At 37.2% G+C, this 16,730-nt stretch carries 20 protein-coding genes; 7 read left to right on the forward strand and 13 right to left on the reverse strand.

Annotated elements, in window-relative coordinates; translation table 11 throughout:
- Positions 1–20 precede the first annotated feature (20 nt).
- A complete protein-coding gene (locus MKY06_RS13035; RefSeq protein ID WP_013057242.1) occupies positions 21–434 on the reverse strand; it encodes a CoA-binding protein in 414 nt (137 codons plus the stop codon).
- 205 nt (positions 435–639) lie between these two features.
- On the opposite strand from MKY06_RS13035, the gene plsY reads away from it, so the two are divergent.
- Together plsY and MKY06_RS13045 are read left to right on the forward strand one after the other, a co-directional pair.
- Positions 640–1,233, forward strand: a complete 594-nt coding sequence (plsY, locus tag MKY06_RS13040; RefSeq protein ID WP_013057243.1) for a glycerol-3-phosphate 1-O-acyltransferase PlsY — start codon at positions 640–642, stop codon at positions 1,231–1,233.
- Positions 1,234–1,607: 374 nt separating this feature from the next.
- On the forward strand, positions 1,608–1,898 hold the full coding sequence (locus MKY06_RS13045; RefSeq protein WP_013057245.1) for a HesB/YadR/YfhF family protein: 291 nt from the start codon (positions 1,608–1,610) through the stop codon (positions 1,896–1,898).
- A gap of 40 nt (positions 1,899–1,938) precedes the next feature.
- Here the strand turns inward: MKY06_RS13045 and MKY06_RS13050 are convergent, their stop codons facing one another.
- The 3 genes from MKY06_RS13050 to tlp form a co-directional block, all read right to left on the reverse strand.
- A complete protein-coding gene (locus MKY06_RS13050) occupies positions 1,939–2,361 on the reverse strand; it encodes a YbgC/FadM family acyl-CoA thioesterase (protein WP_029322034.1) in 423 nt (140 codons plus the stop codon).
- A 78-nt stretch (positions 2,362–2,439) separates the two neighbouring features.
- Positions 2,440–3,867 carry a phospholipase D family protein gene (locus MKY06_RS13055; protein ID WP_098196539.1) on the reverse strand — a complete coding sequence of 476 codons (1,428 nt, stop codon included), beginning with the start codon at positions 3,865–3,867 and terminating at the stop codon, positions 2,440–2,442.
- A gap of 112 nt (positions 3,868–3,979) precedes the next feature.
- Positions 3,980–4,222: a small acid-soluble spore protein Tlp gene (gene tlp, locus MKY06_RS13060; RefSeq protein WP_013057249.1), complete on the reverse strand. Its 243-nt coding sequence runs from the start codon at positions 4,220–4,222 to the stop codon at positions 3,980–3,982.
- A 172-nt stretch (positions 4,223–4,394) separates the two neighbouring features.
- On the opposite strand from tlp, the gene MKY06_RS13065 reads away from it, so the two are divergent.
- Positions 4,395–5,006, forward strand: a complete 612-nt coding sequence (locus MKY06_RS13065) for a hypothetical protein (RefSeq protein WP_098277919.1) — start codon at positions 4,395–4,397, stop codon at positions 5,004–5,006.
- Positions 5,007–5,037: 31 nt separating this feature from the next.
- Here the strand turns inward: MKY06_RS13065 and MKY06_RS13070 are convergent, their stop codons facing one another.
- The 4 genes from MKY06_RS13070 to acnA all read right to left on the reverse strand — a co-directional run bounded on the left by MKY06_RS13070 (position 5,038) and on the right by acnA (position 9,097).
- Positions 5,038–5,181: an acid-soluble spore protein N gene (locus MKY06_RS13070; RefSeq protein ID WP_013057251.1), complete on the reverse strand. Its 144-nt coding sequence runs from the start codon at positions 5,179–5,181 to the stop codon at positions 5,038–5,040.
- Between the two features lie 44 nt (positions 5,182–5,225).
- A complete protein-coding gene (locus tag MKY06_RS13075) occupies positions 5,226–5,369 on the reverse strand; it encodes an FbpB family small basic protein (RefSeq protein WP_013057252.1) in 144 nt (47 codons plus the stop codon).
- 212 nt (positions 5,370–5,581) lie between these two features.
- Complete coding sequence (locus MKY06_RS13080; protein WP_098277920.1) at positions 5,582–6,181, reverse strand: TlpA disulfide reductase family protein; 600 nt, start codon at positions 6,179–6,181, stop codon at positions 5,582–5,584.
- A gap of 195 nt (positions 6,182–6,376) precedes the next feature.
- Complete coding sequence (gene acnA / locus MKY06_RS13085; protein ID WP_029322039.1) at positions 6,377–9,097, reverse strand: aconitate hydratase AcnA; 2,721 nt, start codon at positions 9,095–9,097, stop codon at positions 6,377–6,379.
- A gap of 220 nt (positions 9,098–9,317) precedes the next feature.
- Here acnA and sspO point away from each other — a divergent pair, with 220 nt between their 5' ends.
- The 4 genes from sspO (at position 9,318) to ku (ending at position 11,397) form a co-directional block, all read left to right on the forward strand.
- Positions 9,318–9,467, forward strand: a complete 150-nt coding sequence (sspO, locus tag MKY06_RS13090; RefSeq protein ID WP_013057255.1) for a small acid-soluble spore protein O — start codon at positions 9,318–9,320, stop codon at positions 9,465–9,467.
- A gap of 212 nt (positions 9,468–9,679) precedes the next feature.
- Positions 9,680–9,820, forward strand: coding sequence for a small acid-soluble spore protein P (locus tag MKY06_RS13095; RefSeq protein ID WP_013057256.1), 141 nt, complete (start codon positions 9,680–9,682; stop codon positions 9,818–9,820).
- A 152-nt stretch (positions 9,821–9,972) separates the two neighbouring features.
- Positions 9,973–10,413 carry an Hsp20/alpha crystallin family protein gene (locus MKY06_RS13100; protein WP_029322042.1) on the forward strand — a complete coding sequence of 147 codons (441 nt, stop codon included), beginning with the start codon at positions 9,973–9,975 and terminating at the stop codon, positions 10,411–10,413.
- Between the two features lie 150 nt (positions 10,414–10,563).
- Complete coding sequence (gene ku, locus MKY06_RS13105) at positions 10,564–11,397, forward strand: non-homologous end joining protein Ku (RefSeq protein WP_013057258.1); 834 nt, start codon at positions 10,564–10,566, stop codon at positions 11,395–11,397.
- Positions 11,398–11,418: 21 nt separating this feature from the next.
- On the opposite strand, the gene MKY06_RS13110 is transcribed toward ku, so the two are convergent.
- The 5 genes from MKY06_RS13110 to MKY06_RS13130 form a co-directional block, all read right to left on the reverse strand.
- On the reverse strand, positions 11,419–11,817 hold the full coding sequence (locus MKY06_RS13110) for a hypothetical protein (RefSeq protein ID WP_013057259.1): 399 nt from the start codon (positions 11,815–11,817) through the stop codon (positions 11,419–11,421).
- A 186-nt stretch (positions 11,818–12,003) separates the two neighbouring features.
- Positions 12,004–13,716 (reverse strand): DUF2357 domain-containing protein, encoded by a 1,713-nt coding sequence (locus MKY06_RS13115; RefSeq protein WP_013057260.1) that lies wholly within the window; start codon positions 13,714–13,716, stop codon positions 12,004–12,006.
- Positions 13,670–15,304, reverse strand: a complete 1,635-nt coding sequence (locus MKY06_RS13120) for an MrcB family domain-containing protein (RefSeq protein WP_029322048.1) — start codon at positions 15,302–15,304, stop codon at positions 13,670–13,672. Before MKY06_RS13120 ends, MKY06_RS13115 begins: the two co-directional genes overlap by 47 nt.
- Positions 15,305–15,725: 421 nt before the next feature.
- Complete coding sequence (locus MKY06_RS13125) at positions 15,726–16,178, reverse strand: hypothetical protein (protein WP_029322049.1); 453 nt, start codon at positions 16,176–16,178, stop codon at positions 15,726–15,728.
- A 71-nt stretch (positions 16,179–16,249) separates the two neighbouring features.
- The gene (locus MKY06_RS13130; RefSeq protein ID WP_013057264.1) at positions 16,250–16,729 is read right to left on the reverse strand and encodes a (2Fe-2S)-binding protein; all 480 of its coding nucleotides are present in this window, start codon (positions 16,727–16,729) and stop codon (positions 16,250–16,252) included.
- Position 16,730: the final 1 nt, after the last annotated feature.

A 16,730-nucleotide genomic window follows, 5' to 3' on the forward strand; every position in this document is an offset into this window, starting at 1 on the left:
GGTTGTTCTGCTTATAGATCTTACTTTGTTAAAGCATGCTCAACTTTTATACAACGATCCATAACTACAGTATACCCTTTTTTAGCGAGCAGGTCATATGCTTCTTCATTAATTAAACCAGATTGTGCCCAAAATACGTCTGCATCTACTTCTAAAAACTCTTCTGCAACTTCAAGCAAATGCTCAGAGCGACGAAATACATTAACGATATCAATATGCCCTTCAATTTCTTTTAATGAAGATACGGCTTTTACGCCGAGCGCTGAGTTGATTGTCGGGTTCACCGGAATAATCTCGTAACCTTGCTGCTGCATGGCTTCTGAAACCATATAAGACGTTCGATGAGGGTTATCTGATAAACCTACTACAGCAATGCGCTTGCTTTTTTTTAATATTTTACCAAGCTCTTGACGGGAAGGAATTTTAATGGACATGTCTATTACCTCTCTTAGCTATATAATATGTACTGAACAACATTCGCGATTTACAGTTGATTTCCTGCATATAGTACCCGTTTTCTCTATTTTTGTAAACGTCTTCTTTTTTTAAAATAATTGTCTCTCACCCAAAACTAGCTATGTTTTTTTAAGTATCTCATGGTAAAATAGAAACGATATAGAAATAAAGGAGCTTTCAAACATGAATTATTTATTACCTATTCTTGCCTATATCTTGGGCTCTATTCCTTTTGGACTAGTTGTTGGAAAACTAGGATACGGCATCGATATACGAGAGCATGGAAGCGGCAATTTAGGCGGCACCAACTCATTTCGTACATTGGGCGTAAAAGCCGGAATTATCGTTACGCTTGGAGACATTCTAAAAGGAACCCTAGCAGCTTCTTTACCGCTTTTATTTGATACGAATCAAAACATTCTCTTTATTGGTTTATTTGCTGTCATTGGTCATATTTTTCCTGTTTTCGCGAAATTCAAAGGCGGGAAAGCTGTTGCCACGTCCGCCGGAGTGATTTTATGTTATGAACCTCTTTTATTTGCTTTCGTACTATTATGTTTTTTTATCTGCTTATACATAACGAAGTATGTATCATTGTCATCAATGGTTACCGGGGTATTAACTTTTATCTACACGCTATTTAAGCAAGACTACATGCTTATTATGATTATTGGTTTAATTGTAGCCTTTGTCATTTACAGACACCGCGCAAACATTACCCGAATTCTTAATAAAACAGAACCGAAAGTCACATTTTTGTCAGGTAAAAAGAAATAAGAGAAGCTTCCTCTTATTTCTTTTTTTATAACCGTTTTGTAAGCGAATACATTTCTTATTTATTAGTTATACTGATACTAAAATAAGGAGGTGAATGATGTGAAGAAAAAATGCCCTATTTGCAAACGAAATAAGAAAATGGATTCACAGCTAGAAGGAAGCCGCTACTGCGTTCACTGCTGGGAAACCATTGGAAAACAATATGATTTCAAATGAAAGAATGAAACGATTTAATATAGAAATGAAGCCTTCACCTCTATATTAAATCGTTTTATTTTATCTCATTCCTTCCTAGCTGGATTCGTATATATTGGTAATTTATCTACCTTTCTACTATAATAAATGTATCCGCAGTATTGGAAGGAGCATAATTAATGAAATTAACAGTAACAGAAGCAGCAGCTACGTGGTACAAAGATGAAATGATGCTAGAAGGAAACGAAACAATTCGCTTTTTTGTTCGCTACGGCGGATGCAGCAACGTTCAAAAAGGTTTTTCTTTAGGTGTAAACACAGATTCTCCTAAAAACGTTGGCGTTGAAACAAAAGTTGACGGTTTAACATTCTTCGTAGAAGATGAAGACCTTTGGTACTTTGATGGTCATGATTTGACCGTAAATTATAATGAAGAAACAAAAGAACCTGACTTTCATTACGAAGCGTAAGAAAAAAGCATCGATTTATCGATGCTTTTTATTCTTGCGATTAACCCTGCTTTTTGGCATCTTCATAGGCTTTATGCCATTCCGGATAATTACGGCGAATCGAAATAGGCTTAAAGTTTTCTTTTTTCACACATACGTGTGACGATGTTCCTGCTAACGCAAGTTCTTCATTTGAATTAAAAATTTCGTAGCCGTACACAACGCGTAGACCATCATAGTTCTCAACCCAAGTATGTACTACAGCTGTCTCGCCATAATGAAGCGGCTTTTTATATGAAGCCTGTATATCAATAACTGGCGACAGCACACCGTCGCTTTCCATTTGTGCATAGCTAAAACCTAAATCACTAATAAACTGCGTTCGACCTATTTCCATCCATACTAAATAGTTAGCATGATACACAACGCCCATCTGATCGGTTTCTGCATAGCGCACTTCGATTTCTTTCTTCGATACTAGCATGATTCTACCTCCTCTTGCACTGTTCCTGTTTTATCTTACCATATAAGGAGAATATACTCCTACTAGTTTGGTTATTACTCAATATGTTGTAAGACTAAGCGCATCTTGAATGCGATATATCAGCATTTCCAGCCGCGTCATTTTATTTTCATACCTTTTATAAGGAAGTGTATATGTGTAGTCTTTATTTGTCCATAAGCGGTCAAAATAAGCGTTTAGTTCGGTCATAACCTTTTTGTTAGAAGGTCCTGATACTTTAATATCCGTTTCTAAGTTCAAGTCAGCCAAATTTCGTTTTGTGAAATTTGCTGCTCCTGCAATAATAGTTGCATTTTTTTTGTTTCGAATAAATAAAGTTTTAGAATGATACTGTTCTTTCCCTGTATGATACCAGCGAATTTTAATATCTCCTTTGGATTTTTTTACAAGTTCTGCTGCTACTGGACGGTTAGGCAGTCCGAACTTTTTTCTTCCAAACGCATTCTCATTAGGATCTAAAATTAATCGTACGTTTGCTCCTTGTTTGGAAGCTTTCAAAAGCGCCTTTATTACGTCGCGATCTCCAAGATAAAACATGCCAAGCCATACATCGTCGCCTTTTTTAGCATGATGTAAATCATGTAATACGTGCTTATAGATTTTACCTTCTGTTAACAGCTGAACATAGAGGTCTCCCTTTTCTTTTTCTTTTTTCTTATACCGAGGTAACTTTCCTCCATAAGAAAAATCTGACACCGCTTGTTCACTTTTCACCACATCTCCAATGATATTCCCTTTTACTTCAAAGGCCATGTTAGAATTATAAAAACTTGCATCATGAGGATTGGCAGAAGAGATAATAACGCTTTGATCTGTTGCTACTACTTTTCTGTGATTAGCTTTTACATTTAACAACTTTAAATAAGCACGGACCGTCGCTTTAGGCGCATTGGTACCAAACGGATTTGTTATCCATCCGTTTCCTTTTTCACCAAACCACTGAACAAAAGTTCTCCACACTGAAGAATACAGTGGAATGGAGTCTCTGAGCTTAGATAAATTGGTTTGCACCACTTTGATTCCGTTTAGCCGCAGTGAATCTAACCACTTTGAATCATGTGAGCCGTAGGTTGTATTGATTTCATCTGTAATAAAGACGATTGCGATATTAGGATGTTTTCGTTTCTTTTCAATCAGCTTACTTGCAAGCGTATCACTAAGGTGAGGAAACGTTTCGCCTTGGTTATAGTAGCCGTTAAATAGAAACATATCCATAATAATGAAAGCTTTTGCGTCATCAATCACATTCGTAACTGCTTGAAAAATATGTTGTTCAGAAACAGATGTCTGCTGGTCTTGATACGTTAGGTCTGATAAAAGAAATACATCTTCTACTTTGTGGGGCTTACTTTCGTATGAAACTCCTTTAGGCAAGGGCTTATGCGTTTGATAAGAGCCCACAATAATCAAGACGACAAGTAAACTGACCAAAATCCTTACTACTTTCTTTTTCACGTGCTTTTTCACCTACATAAACCTCTTCGCTAGTTTGTATTATTATTGACCTTACTAAAAAAATATAGAAAGAAAGCAGCTAAAACCGTTTATTTTTAGCTGCTTATTGTCGCTGTTTTATTTATTAAATCGTACCTTCGTAACCATTTTGACGAGCTTCTGACTCATCTTTTATTTCGCTGCGCATTGCTTCGATACTTACTTCGCGATTGTGATTTTTTTGCTGAATGCGCTGACGTTCTTCTTCAGTGCTGCATGCAGCAGCTTCTTCTGCTTCTTCAATGTTTTTCATTGTATTTTGCACCATTGTTTGTAATTTTTCAACGTTATCACTGCGATCGTCTGGATTCGGTTTATTCCATGCCATTGTATCTTCCTCCTCAAAATAACTTTGTTACAATTGTAGTATGCCGGATTTGTTCATCTCTATAAGTGGAAAAAAATGATTTTAGTTTACATAATATAATTATAATTAATTTAAAATGCATATATAAAACATACATAATATGGTAATATATACATACAAAGGGGGAATCTCTATGACCAAACGAATGATAGCAGTACTAAGCGTCATCTTTATTGCAGTGCTTGCCGTATTTTTTATGTCGCAAACTTCATTGGCATCAAAATTGACAGCAAGTGCCTCTATGAAGCCTCATCATTACTCAAAACATGAAGAAAAAATGTTAGCCGTGACAAATTTAGACTACAAAAGCAATATTATTGCATACGATGTTAAAGCTCCTAATCACGCAAAAGAAGCTTATGTAAAAGCCACTTATTATGAAAAGGGGAAAGCCAAACAACCTTTATTTTCAGGAGGGTTGACCGTTTCAAAAGAATTTGACATGTTTGCTATTACATATAAAATCGATGATGATGCTCATAAAGTTATGTTTAATGTAGGCAGCAACGATACAAACCTAGGAATAGAAGCGGAAAAGCCAAAAAAAATGAACGGCTATTCCTTTACTGGATTAGAGAAAAAACAAACGGTAAAAATGAATAAAACATATCCAGTTGCTGCTTTATTTGGTGACGCTGGCAGTGGCATACGAGTTGCTCCGCTTTCAACCCACGATGGAGAAGTTGTTAAAGAGCTTATTTCGAGCAATCCTTGCGTTTATTTATTCACGGTAGAATTCAAATAATAAAAAGTCGCTGAATTCAGCGACTTTTTATTCATTCACCTTTGGTTTGAATAACTTGAGGATGCTTGCCGGATGTATCTTGCATTTGTTTTCCGTTATTTCCACCAGCTTCTCTCGGTTGAGTGCCGATGTGATTCGGAACAAAAGGTTTGCTTTGTTTTTTAGGATTTCCCATGCTTATCCCCTCCTCACCGTTACTCTAACCAACTTACTTTAAAGTTATTCAGCTCTTTCAAGCATACGATCTTCTAACCGCTTTTCAATTTCCATTTCAATACGTTCAATTTCTGACTGATCTTTTAACAGCTGCGTTTTATTTTCTTGCACTAACTCTTCAAATGAACGTTTGCGTAATTTTCTCATGATCACAACACCTACTTTATGTAATTTTTATGAAAAATCTGAAAAATCTAAAGAAACTGATATCATACAACTATCTATATTGTAACCAATTTGTCAGATAAGTAAACATACTTTTTGAAAAGTTGTAAGAAAGTTTGATATGTTTACTGACTTATCTATGTATACGATGGTAAAGGAAATAAGTTTCATTTTTAATAAAACAAGCAGCGAAGTTAATTCGCTGCTTGTTGAGCAAAGTTTTCCATTTGTTTAAGCGTCATTGGACCATTCACTCGTTGAACAATTTTCCCTTCTTCATCTATAAAGTAAGATGTCGGAATGGTGGAGACTCGATATTTTTTACTCCCTACACTATCTTGGTCGTCCAATAATACACGAAACGTAAACTGTTTTTCTTTAAGAAACTTAGATACTGCCTGTTTACTGCCTTCTGACGAAGTTAAATTAACCGCAAGCAGCTGTACATCGTTTCCATATTTCTCATAAAATGCTTGCATATCGGGCATTTCTTTTTGACACGGCGGACACCATGTTGCCCAAAAGTTTAAAATGACTTTTTTTCCTTTAAAGTCCGATAATTGAACGGATTTCCCGCTCGTATCTGACAGTGTAAACGGAGGCGCTGTATTTTTTGGTTCCAACCCATAAGCTTGACCCGAAGCCTGACGAGCACTATCGCCTTTTTTGATATTTAAATCCTTGTATTCGCTTAAGTTAGAATTATCGGATGCTTCATTTGGAGAAAGCCCTTGCCAAAGTGCGTAGCTAAGAAATCCTACTAGAAGCAAGACCGCAATTATTTTTTTAACCATATGATCGGCTCCTTTATTTCTTCTAAAAAGTGATAATCTATGTACTAATAGATATGTGCAATATCTACTAAAATAATCCTTTTATAGGGCATTTTCTTTTATAATATAGCATATTTCCCTCTCACTTTTTGTCGAAAACGGTGCGTTTGCATAAAAAAAGAGCGGTTCACGAGAACCGCTCTTTTTCTTTATAACTTACGCATGTGTTTTAGACTGTAATTTATCACGAAGCACCATTTGAAGGATACCACCGTGGCGATAGTAATCAATTTCAACTTCACTATCGAAACGAACCAGTACTTCAAATTCTTTTTTGTTTCCAGCTTCATCAGTTGCTGTTACTTTTATAAAATCACGTGGTTTTACCGTTTCATCAACTGCTACTGCAATTGTTTCTTTTCCAGTTAAACCTAATGTATCCGCGCTTTCACCATCTTTAAATTGAAGAGGTAAAACACCCATTAATACTAGGTTTGAACGGTGAATACGCTCAAAGCTTTCAGCGATTACTGTTTTAATACCTAAAAGATTTGTGCCTTTTGCTGCCCAGTCACGAGAACTTCCCATGCCGTAATCTTTGCCTGCAAGTACAACAAGACCTGTATCTTGCTCTTTGTATTTCATACAAGCATCATAAATGCTCATTACTTCATTTGTTGGCCAGTACGTTGTCCAGCCGCCTTCTGTACCAGGAGCTACTTGGTTTTTAATGCGGATGTTTGCAAACGTACCGCGCATCATCACTTCATGGTTACCACGACGAGAACCATATGAGTTAAAGTCTTTTGGCTCTACACCGTTTTCTTGAAGGTAAAGACCTGCAGGTGATGTTTTTGCAATTGAACCCGCTGGTGAAATGTGATCCGTTGTCACTGAGTCACCAAATTTCGCTACTACGCGAAGATCATTTAACGCCTCTACTTCACCTGGTTCTTCTGATAAGCCTTCAAAGAAAGGTGGGTTTTGAATGTACGTTGAATCATTCTCCCACGTATAAAGCGCATCTTCGCTTGTTTTAATTTCGTTCCAGCGCTCGTTATCATCGAATACACGCTCATACTCGTTACGGAATAATTCAGGCGTTACGGTACGGCTAACAACTTCTTTAATTTCATCTTGAGAAGGCCAGATGTCGCTAAAGAATACTTCATTGCCGTCTGTATCAATACCGATTGGATCTTTTTGTAAATCTACATCTACCGTTCCAGCCAGTGCATATGCTACAACAAGCGGCGGAGAAGCAAGGTAGTTACCTTTTACTAATGGATGAATACGTCCTTCAAAGTTACGGTTTCCTGAAAGAACAGACGTTACAAGCAAGTCGCTGTCTGCAATCGCTGCTTCAATTTCTGCTTCTAATGGACCAGAGTTACCGATACAAGTGGTACAGCCATAACCTACGATGTTAAAGCCGATTTTATCTAAGTATGGAAGCAGCCCTGAATTTTGAAGGTAAGCCGTTACTACTTTTGAACCTGGTGCTAAAGAAGTTTTCACGTAAGCTGGAACATCCAATCCTTTTTCTACCGCTTTTTTCGCAACTAAACCAGCTGCTACTAATACGTAAGGATTTGATGTGTTCGTACAGCTTGTGATAGCCGCAATGGCAATGGCACCTGTTTTCATTGTTGTTTCTGAACCGTCTGCAAGCTTAAACGTAATTTCTTTATCCACGTCTTTAGCATCAAGTCCGAAGCTTTGGTTGCTAACAGGAGCTGTTAAAGCCTTCTTGAATTCTGTTTGCATTTGAGAAAGTGGAATTAAATCTTGCGGACGCTTTGGACCAGAAAGATTTGCTTCAATCTCAGCAAGGTTAATCTCAACAACGTCAGTGAAAATTGGATCTTCATTTTCTGGTGTGAAGAATAAACCATTTGCTTTTGTATATTGTTCGACAACCTGAATGTCTTTTTCATCTCTTCCAGTTAAACGCATGTATGCTAATGCTTCTGCGTCAACTGGGAAGAATCCACATGTTGCACCGTATTCAGGAGCCATATTAGCGATTGTTGCACGGTCAGCTAATGGAAGTTCTGCTACACCAGGACCGAAGAATTCCACGAATTTTCCGACTACTCCTTTTTGACGAAGCACTTGCGTAACTTTTAAAGCTAAGTCTGTAGCTGTAGTGCCGTTTGGTAATTCACCAACAAGTTTAACACCGATTACTTCAGGAACTGGGAAATAAGAAGGTTGACCAAGCATACCTGCTTCCGCTTCAATACCGCCAACACCCCATCCTAAGACACCGATACCATTAATCATCGTTGTATGAGAGTCAGTACCTACTAGAGAATCAGGGAAAGCTACAAATTCACCATCTTCTTCAACAGCATGAACAACGTTTGCTAAATATTCTAAATTTACTTGGTGCACGATACCAGTAGCTGGCGGAACTGCACGATAGTTATTAAATGATTTTTGAGCCCAGCTTAAGAAATTATAGCGCTCTGTATTACGTTGAAACTCAAGGTCCATATTAATTCGTAATGAGTCAGCTGTACCTGCTTTATCAACTTGTACGGAGTGGTCGACAACGAGGTCTACTGGAATTTCTGGATTGATTTTGTCAGGATCGCCTCCTAAATCAGCCATTGCTTTACGAAGTGACGCTAAGTCTACAACCGCTGGAACTCCAGTGAAATCTTGAAGAATAACACGAGATGGTTTGAAAGGAACATCGATATCTTTAATATCTTTTGTTCCCCATTTTGCAAGGTTTTCGACGTGTTCTTTTGTAATAACACGGCCATCTACCTGACGAAGAACAGATTCTAATAATACTTTAATTGAATACGGCAGCTTAGATACGTTACCTAAACCTGCTTCCTCTAAAGCTTGTAAGCGGTAATAATTATATGTGCTGCCATTAAGATCGAATGACGAACGAGCGTTAAAAACGTCTTTTTTAGTCATTGCTTTTACCCCCTTAAAATTCTATGTATAAAGGATTTACTTACCCCATCCTCTATTCCCTTCACCATCTATCTTAATATAATATTATACATAAGTAAATAAAAAGAATGTTATTAATTAACATAAGTTTCACTTATAACCTTTTCCATCTTCCTTTTATTTTTCTAATAATTCATATTTCATTGATTTTTACGCATGCTAGAAACGGAGGTGATTCAACATGGCTAAACGCAAGTCAAACCACGTCATTCCTGGAGCTAACGCGGCTAGCGCTCAAGGAAAAGGATCGGGTTATAATGAAGAGTTTTCAAATGAACCATTAACGGAACAACAGAAACAAAATAATAAAAAACGCAAAAAAAATCAATAAAACAATCTCTTATTGGATATACTAATCACTAGTTAGAAAAGCAAAATCGTTTAACTCCATGAAATCTAACGAGAAGGCGTCATTATATATGACGCTTTTTTCCTGTTCCCATTTCCTGTTTTTGTTAAACCTATTTTTAGAAAGGGGAATTTTTCATTGGATAAATTCCCTGTCACTATCCTACCCTAATAAGTGAAAGGGAGGCTTTAACTATGAACAAAAACAGCAGCAAAGACATCAGAAGAAATGCGCCAAAAAGCAATTCTGGACAGCCAGAACCGCTAAGCGGATCTCATAAAGTAAAAAACCGTAAGCATTCTCGCCAAAAACACAATAGCGGACATGATATGTAAAACAGCGGCAAGCTCTCTACAGAGCTTGCTTTTTTATGCGTAGAAAAGACAGCTAGTACTTCAAGCTTATTCTTTGCGCAGGAGTTCACTAAGTACATAAACGCGCATATGATAGTAAAGTGAAACAGTTTAAATAATGGAGGAACGCAGAAATGAAAAACAAGCGTCTGCCAGCAGACCAAATGTTTGTAAAAGGCTTTCAAGAGTTGTTAGAAGTCATGCTTTCAAATCCCTTTATGAGTTATTTAGATTATGATTCCGTTCGTATAGATTTATTTGAAACAGAACAATCATTTATTGTCGAAGCTGAATTATTAGGGTATCACCCTAAGGATATTATCGTTCAGATACAAGCTGACCACTTACAGCTGACAGCCAAAAAATACTGCATTAGAGAATTTCATGATGAAAAGCAAGGAACGCTTGCAAGAGAACAAACGGAAGAAAGCGTTGAACGTACAATCGACTTTCCATTTCCATTGATGAATAAAAAAATTACCGCTACATTTAGTAACGAAATCCTTGAAATTACGATTTCTAAACATGAGACAAATGAATCTAATCAGCAAATAGTCCCTATTGAGTTCCAATAAAGCTGCAGATGTTGTCTCTGCAGCTTTATTGGAACTATTTAATTGTTTATTTAGCACATAGTTTTTTTAGAATATTCTTCTTTTCAAAACAATGGGATATCTAATTTATTTTACGGCACACTACTAAAAAAGAGTAAAAGGAGAACGTTTATGCTTCATACTGCTTGGAAAGGTAAAATCAGCTTTGGATTAATTGATATCCCTATTAAACTGCACGGAGCAATTGAAGAAAAAGATGTAAAGCTGCGCACGCTACACTCCGTTTGCCATACACCTATTCATCAAGAAAAACATTGCCAAACGTGTGGACGAGAAGTAGAATCCGATGAACTGGTTAAAGGATACGAAACCGCGACCGGTCAGTTTGTTGTACTTTCACAACAGGAAATTGACAGTGTCAAAGAGCCCTTTGCAGCAAACAAAGCCGTTGAATTGTTACACTTTGTTTCGTTAGATGACATTGATCCCCTGTTTTTTGATAAGCCCTACTATATTTCTCCTGGGGAAACAAGCCTAAAAGCTTATTATACTTTATTAAATGCACTTGAAATAACGAATAAAGTCGGTATTGCGAATGTATTTTTATATTCCAAACAGCAAATGGCAATTATTCGTTCCGTGGGCGGATCTCTTGTTCTTCACACGATGCATTTTGAAGAAGAGCTTCGTTCAGTCACAGATGTGCCTAACTTATCCAGTACTTCTTCCATTAATGAAAGTGATACACAAGTGACGGTGGAATTAATTGATAAGCTATCTACTTCTTTTAATCCATCTATTTACAAAAACAACTACCGAGACGCCTTACAAAACGTCATTCAACAAAAAATAAATCAAGGCGAAGTTACAAAAGGCAGCGGAAGCGAAGAACGAGATATTCGACATTTAATGGAAATGTTAAAAGTGAGCATAGATCCTTCTACTTTACACCCGACAAAATCAACAGCAGAGAAAAAAACTTCATCCTTAAAAAAGAAAGCATAAAAAAGCTAACGAAGAAATTCGTTAGCTTTCATTTGCAACAGAAGTCTTAGGAACAATAGTTCCATATGATGCCGGTATTTTTAAATATTGCGTTACTTGATTATTTTCTACAAAGACAATAAAGTTATCTTTTTTATCTTTTCCAATACCTTTTGCTTTTGCTTCAGACCACGTGAAGCCCAGCTTTTCATTTACCTCACTGCGAGTCGTTTCCGGTCCAAAAACATATACTTTATCCCATCTAAAATCACATAATTCATTAAAATCAAGGATGGAAGCTTCTTCTTTACTTTGATTTGTTTTTTTAATTTCATTGATTACAGTTTGCTGAAGTTGCGCTTGGTTGCGTTCGCTGTATACCCTGTCAATAAAAAAAGTTGCCAATAGCGCTACTAACGTGAATAGTAGAATCTTTTTCACTTCGTTGTCCTCCTGATACGTTCTCTGCACATGATACGACTTCTTTTCGATACGGTTTTATTCTCTACTATTCTAGAAAATTCAACAGGAAAATACAACTAAAATCTCGAAATGTCATCAAAACATAAAAAACTTAACACTATGTCAACGCATAAAAAAAGACTTGTTCACTTTCTACCTATTCACCTACTCAGCGCTGAAAAAATGTGGTTCTACCGTACAAATAGTTTCAATAAATTCTTCTACTAGCCCTTCTTCTCCCGGCAAAAAAGGCAGCGCACCAACTCCAACACGTTCAATACTTTTATAAAAATGATGCTGCTTATAGCCCTCTGCTTTCCCAGGAAAAAGCACAATCGCTGTTTGTACCGGTTTTATTCCATTTTCCTCTACAATAGCGTCTCGGTAACGATGCATGGTATTAATATCTTCTTCTCTAGGAGAGGGCGTATCGTGATTTGGTTTGATACGATACTTAGCGTCAAAAAGATATACACTTTTTTTCTCCCCTTGCTTTACTTCAAGCAGCAAGTCCGGCTTTTGAATAACGGTATGAGTATGATGGTATGCTTTCTGATACCATAGCGTGGCTTCTGCTTTCCCCACTTGAAAACGATGATAAGACGGCTGCATCCTGACGTTCAACCCTTGTTCTGTCGTTGTCATGATGTTTTGTTCTATCCGCTTGCCGTAAGTTTGCAACTTCTTTAAAAGACTAACATACGTCCAGTATTCGTAGAGAGTTGCGATATCTTTTAATGAGAGGTGGTAAAACTCTCCGTTAAGAGCCAATCCTCGCGTTAAGAACATAAAGTATCTGCTTGCTTCCCGATAGCGGGGTGCCGTCCGTAGGGTAGAAGGAAGAGTTGAAGCTTGTAGGGTCTTCACCCGTTGCCAAAACGCATTATTTAACAGTCTTTTTAATTCGGTATGATTAGTTTCTAAAGCCGATATGGCTTCTTTTTTTACATATCTATCTTCTATCAATTTGTCAATTAGTGCAGTTAGCTTATGATACAGCTGCGTCATCATCCATTTTACACTTTGATTTTCCAGATTATCATAGGTAGACACATGCCTGGTGCCAATCGCTTTTGTGGGTACTACTTTTATATTTCGATTAATTTTAATCCCCCTGCTTGAAGGTGCAAGATAGGTAGGGTGGGTTCGGACAAATGATATAGCACGGCTATCTTGTTTTTTTATTTGATCGCCTCTCATGAGCTCATGTTCAACTTTTACCGATTGAAACGGCTGATTTTCAATCTGACGCACAGAATGAAGAAAGGGTTTCATATAGTGAGAGAGAACATGATAAAATTCCGTCCATGTTGCTTGCTTAGACCAAACAGATTTTGCTTCAATATATGTTTTACGAAGCATATCGTATGCCAAATCATGAATGTATCCGTTCACTTCATCAACCATGTGTACATAATCTGTCTTGTAGCTCATCTTTGAGGGGAAAATTTCAAGAGTAAAGGACAGCTCTTTTTCTCTTTCGCTGTAAACATGAAACGTAGAATACCCTACTTCATTTTGAAAGCTTATATTTCCCGTCAAAATGTAGGGAAATCCTACGCTTTGAAAACTTTGTTCAACTGCTTTTGAATCGTGGTTAACAAACAGGCTTGTTTCATTTTTAGAAACAACTGTAATTTGATAGGTTTCATTTTCAAAAAATAAAGGCTCAAGCGGCGGTTTTGAAGTCATCATGCCTTTTGTTTGATTTAATACTTTTACATGTGTAATTCCTTTTCCTGTACAAGAAAAAAACATCACTTCTTCTGCAGATTTTATTTTTTTCTTATTTTTCCCTTTTATAACCACCGTACACGTGTCAGTTTCAATTTCAACGTACGGTATTAATCCAAAATGACGTGTATCCGTATATTTCAAAACGTCTCATCATCTCCATTATTTTGCGTGCGCTTTTAGGAAATCTCATTCCATCTGCATTTACGACAGCTGTCTCAAATTCATCATCTAACAGTGTATTTGTACAGTAATAATAAAGGTTTTTTAATAAATCAAATGTGTACCCATCGCTTCCTGAAATACGAGGCAAAACTTTTTGCAAAATCTGAAAATCAAACGCCTGATCAAATGTAAACATCCCGCTTTTTACCGCGTAAATCAAATAAAAGCATATTTCGTCGCGTACGCGGTAACCTATTTGCAGATCGACTTCTATAAGCATCTCGTTGACGGTTAGCAGTTCATTTGTTACTTCGTGAATGAGCTCAGCATGTTCAACATACGCATCTTTTAAGTGAACATATTGACTTTGAATTTGTACATTTTGAATGCCGTGCTGAGCCGGATCTCTATCATCTAAAAAATCAAAAGAATCTAGTTGAATCTTATTTAACTCAATGGTGTTGGTACGATCTAACAACTTTTGACTAAACCCATGAGTTGTTTCATCCATATTAATTGTACCGATAATGAGAAGATTAGATGGCAAATAAATATCTCGGAACATCTTATGTCCAGGAAATAATGGAGCCGTTTTGATTTTCCCTTTTGACCAGCTCCTGCTTTCCATCACGCTTAAAATATCGCTAAAATAATGTTCAACTCGAGCTAAGTTCATTTCATCCAATATAGCAACATATGTGTAAGCTGGATGCTGAATGGCTTGCTGCATAATCGACAGAAACGATCCTCTGCGAAAATCTCCTCTTAAATCAATATATCCTAATAAATCTGAACTATCGTGCCAATCGGGTCGAACCGGAATGAGCACTTGTCTTCCATTTTCAATCGTGGCACCGATACTATCTGCTAAGAGCTGAGCAAGCTTTGTTTTTCCTGTCCCGCTCATTCCTGATAAAACAATAAACGGTTTGGTCTTTAAAGCAAAGTAGGCGTTGGCTATATCATGTCGTTCATATGTAAATCCAGATTTCCTAATATACTCATGAATATGGACGATGGCGTCTTTGTCTCCCAGCATCTCTTTGCTCATTCCGTATGTTTTTATATACTGTTCATGCATACTTAGCAGTAAATGCAAGTCATCTTGCAGCTGATCATTGCTAGGTAAGTCTGCTATATTGTAAGGAAGGTAAAGAGCTACTCTATCCTCAAAGCTTTTCGCTTCCATGCTTGTACCAATGACAATATGATTATCTTTCAATACGCGGGCATGTTCAGGAGTGAAAAATCGAATGTCTTTCAGATCAGTTCCTTCTTCTGAGTCTCCTCTCATCATGACTAAGTAAATGCGCTGACCGTCTTCACTGAATAAATACGCGACCATCACGTCACTCTCTATATTCTTATTCGCAAGGGTCACGTAAGGAAATGTTTCAGCGTGCTGTCCCGATATACGCATTTCTTCTCGATTTATATGCTCCAATCGATAAAGAGAAATCGGAAGCCTGCGTGTAAGCATATTTTCTATTTCATGTTTTACAAGTACGTCTCCACCCATTTGTTTATAATGTTCCGCTACATACAGCAGCCGCTCGCGCAAACTCATCGAATTCTCTCCTTTCTGCCTTCACTGCAGTTTGTAAAAATAAAAAGCATCGTCAGCTGACCACGCAAAAGGTTCATTTCTTTTATTATAGACGCTTTCTTCGTATAGTAAGCTATTTTATAACGTTAGGAAACACTACATTATTCTTTTCTCTACATATATGTTTATGTTCATTTTAATGAAACATGACAGAAAAGAAAAGCGTTAGGGGCTTAATAAATGAAGAGGCAATGATACGAACAGAAAAATAAGCAGCTTGTGTGCCCAGGGATACCCCCCCCCATTATGCTACATGATTATTTAACGTCTGATGCTTTTGGCTGAGTAAAGAAAAAGATAAAAATAATAAGCGGCAGGGCGATAAGAAAAATACTCGTCTCTGAAGGTCTTACTGTAGGTATATCTGTTAATGACATTTTAATCAGTCCTTTGTAAATTTTTCAACTAAGTCAGGATTTACATAAAAATGTTTTGATACCGTACGATGAAAAAACTGAGAGGATTGATTCAGTTCACTTAATGCAGGTTCTGTTTTGGGAACGCCAAAAATAGGCCCACTTACGTTAATGGTAAATCTTCCAGAAGAAATAAAGGCGCCCGACACATTAATCTGGTTATTAAGCAGCAAAGCCGCAAGAAACACATCAATCATATCAATAATAATATTAATTCCCACATTTCCGTCTTTTCCTTCGATGCGACTGGTTCCTGTAATAGGTCCGCCTACTGAAACACGAAAAGCTCCGGGTGTCACAAATACTCCTATAATTGTTATTTGGCCAGTTAATAATAATATGGCCGTTACTACATCCAGATCTCGTTGAATGGCAAAGATAAGTTCCCTTTCTTTGTCAAAGCCGCTTTTCCATTCCACATTCTCCACACCCTTAGCACATACTATTCTAAACACGTGTAAGTGTTATTCTAATTCTACTTTTTCTTTTCTCACTCGCGCTCCGAAAAGTGTAAAACAGATTTTACTGCGTCTTCAATTTCTTTATATCCTGTACATCTGCATATATTAGAAGCTAACCACTCCTTTATAATATCGTCACTTCCTGAAGGATGGCGTTTGGAAAGCAAATGAGCATTCATAATAAAACCCGATGTACAATAACCGCACTGAAAAGCAAAGTGTTCAATAAAAGCTTTTTGCATAGGTGAACTCTTCAGTCCTTCTATAGTCATTATTTCTTTCTCTTCTGCTTCTGCCGCTAACATGAGGCAGGATTTCATTGGCCGCTGATTTATCCCTACTGTACAAGCTCCGCAGTCTCCATTTAAACAGCCTGGTTTTGCTCCGGTAAGGCCCAGCTTTTCTCTTAATACGTAAAGCAGCGTATCTGCTGTTCGGATATCAACCATTTTTTCTTCCCCATTAACCTTTAGCTTAACTGTTATTCTATACCGTTCATCTCTTAGCACA

The sequence above is a fragment of the Priestia sp. FSL P4-0332 genome, assembly GCF_038005845.1.
GTDB lineage: Bacteria > Bacillota > Bacilli > Bacillales > Bacillaceae_H > Priestia.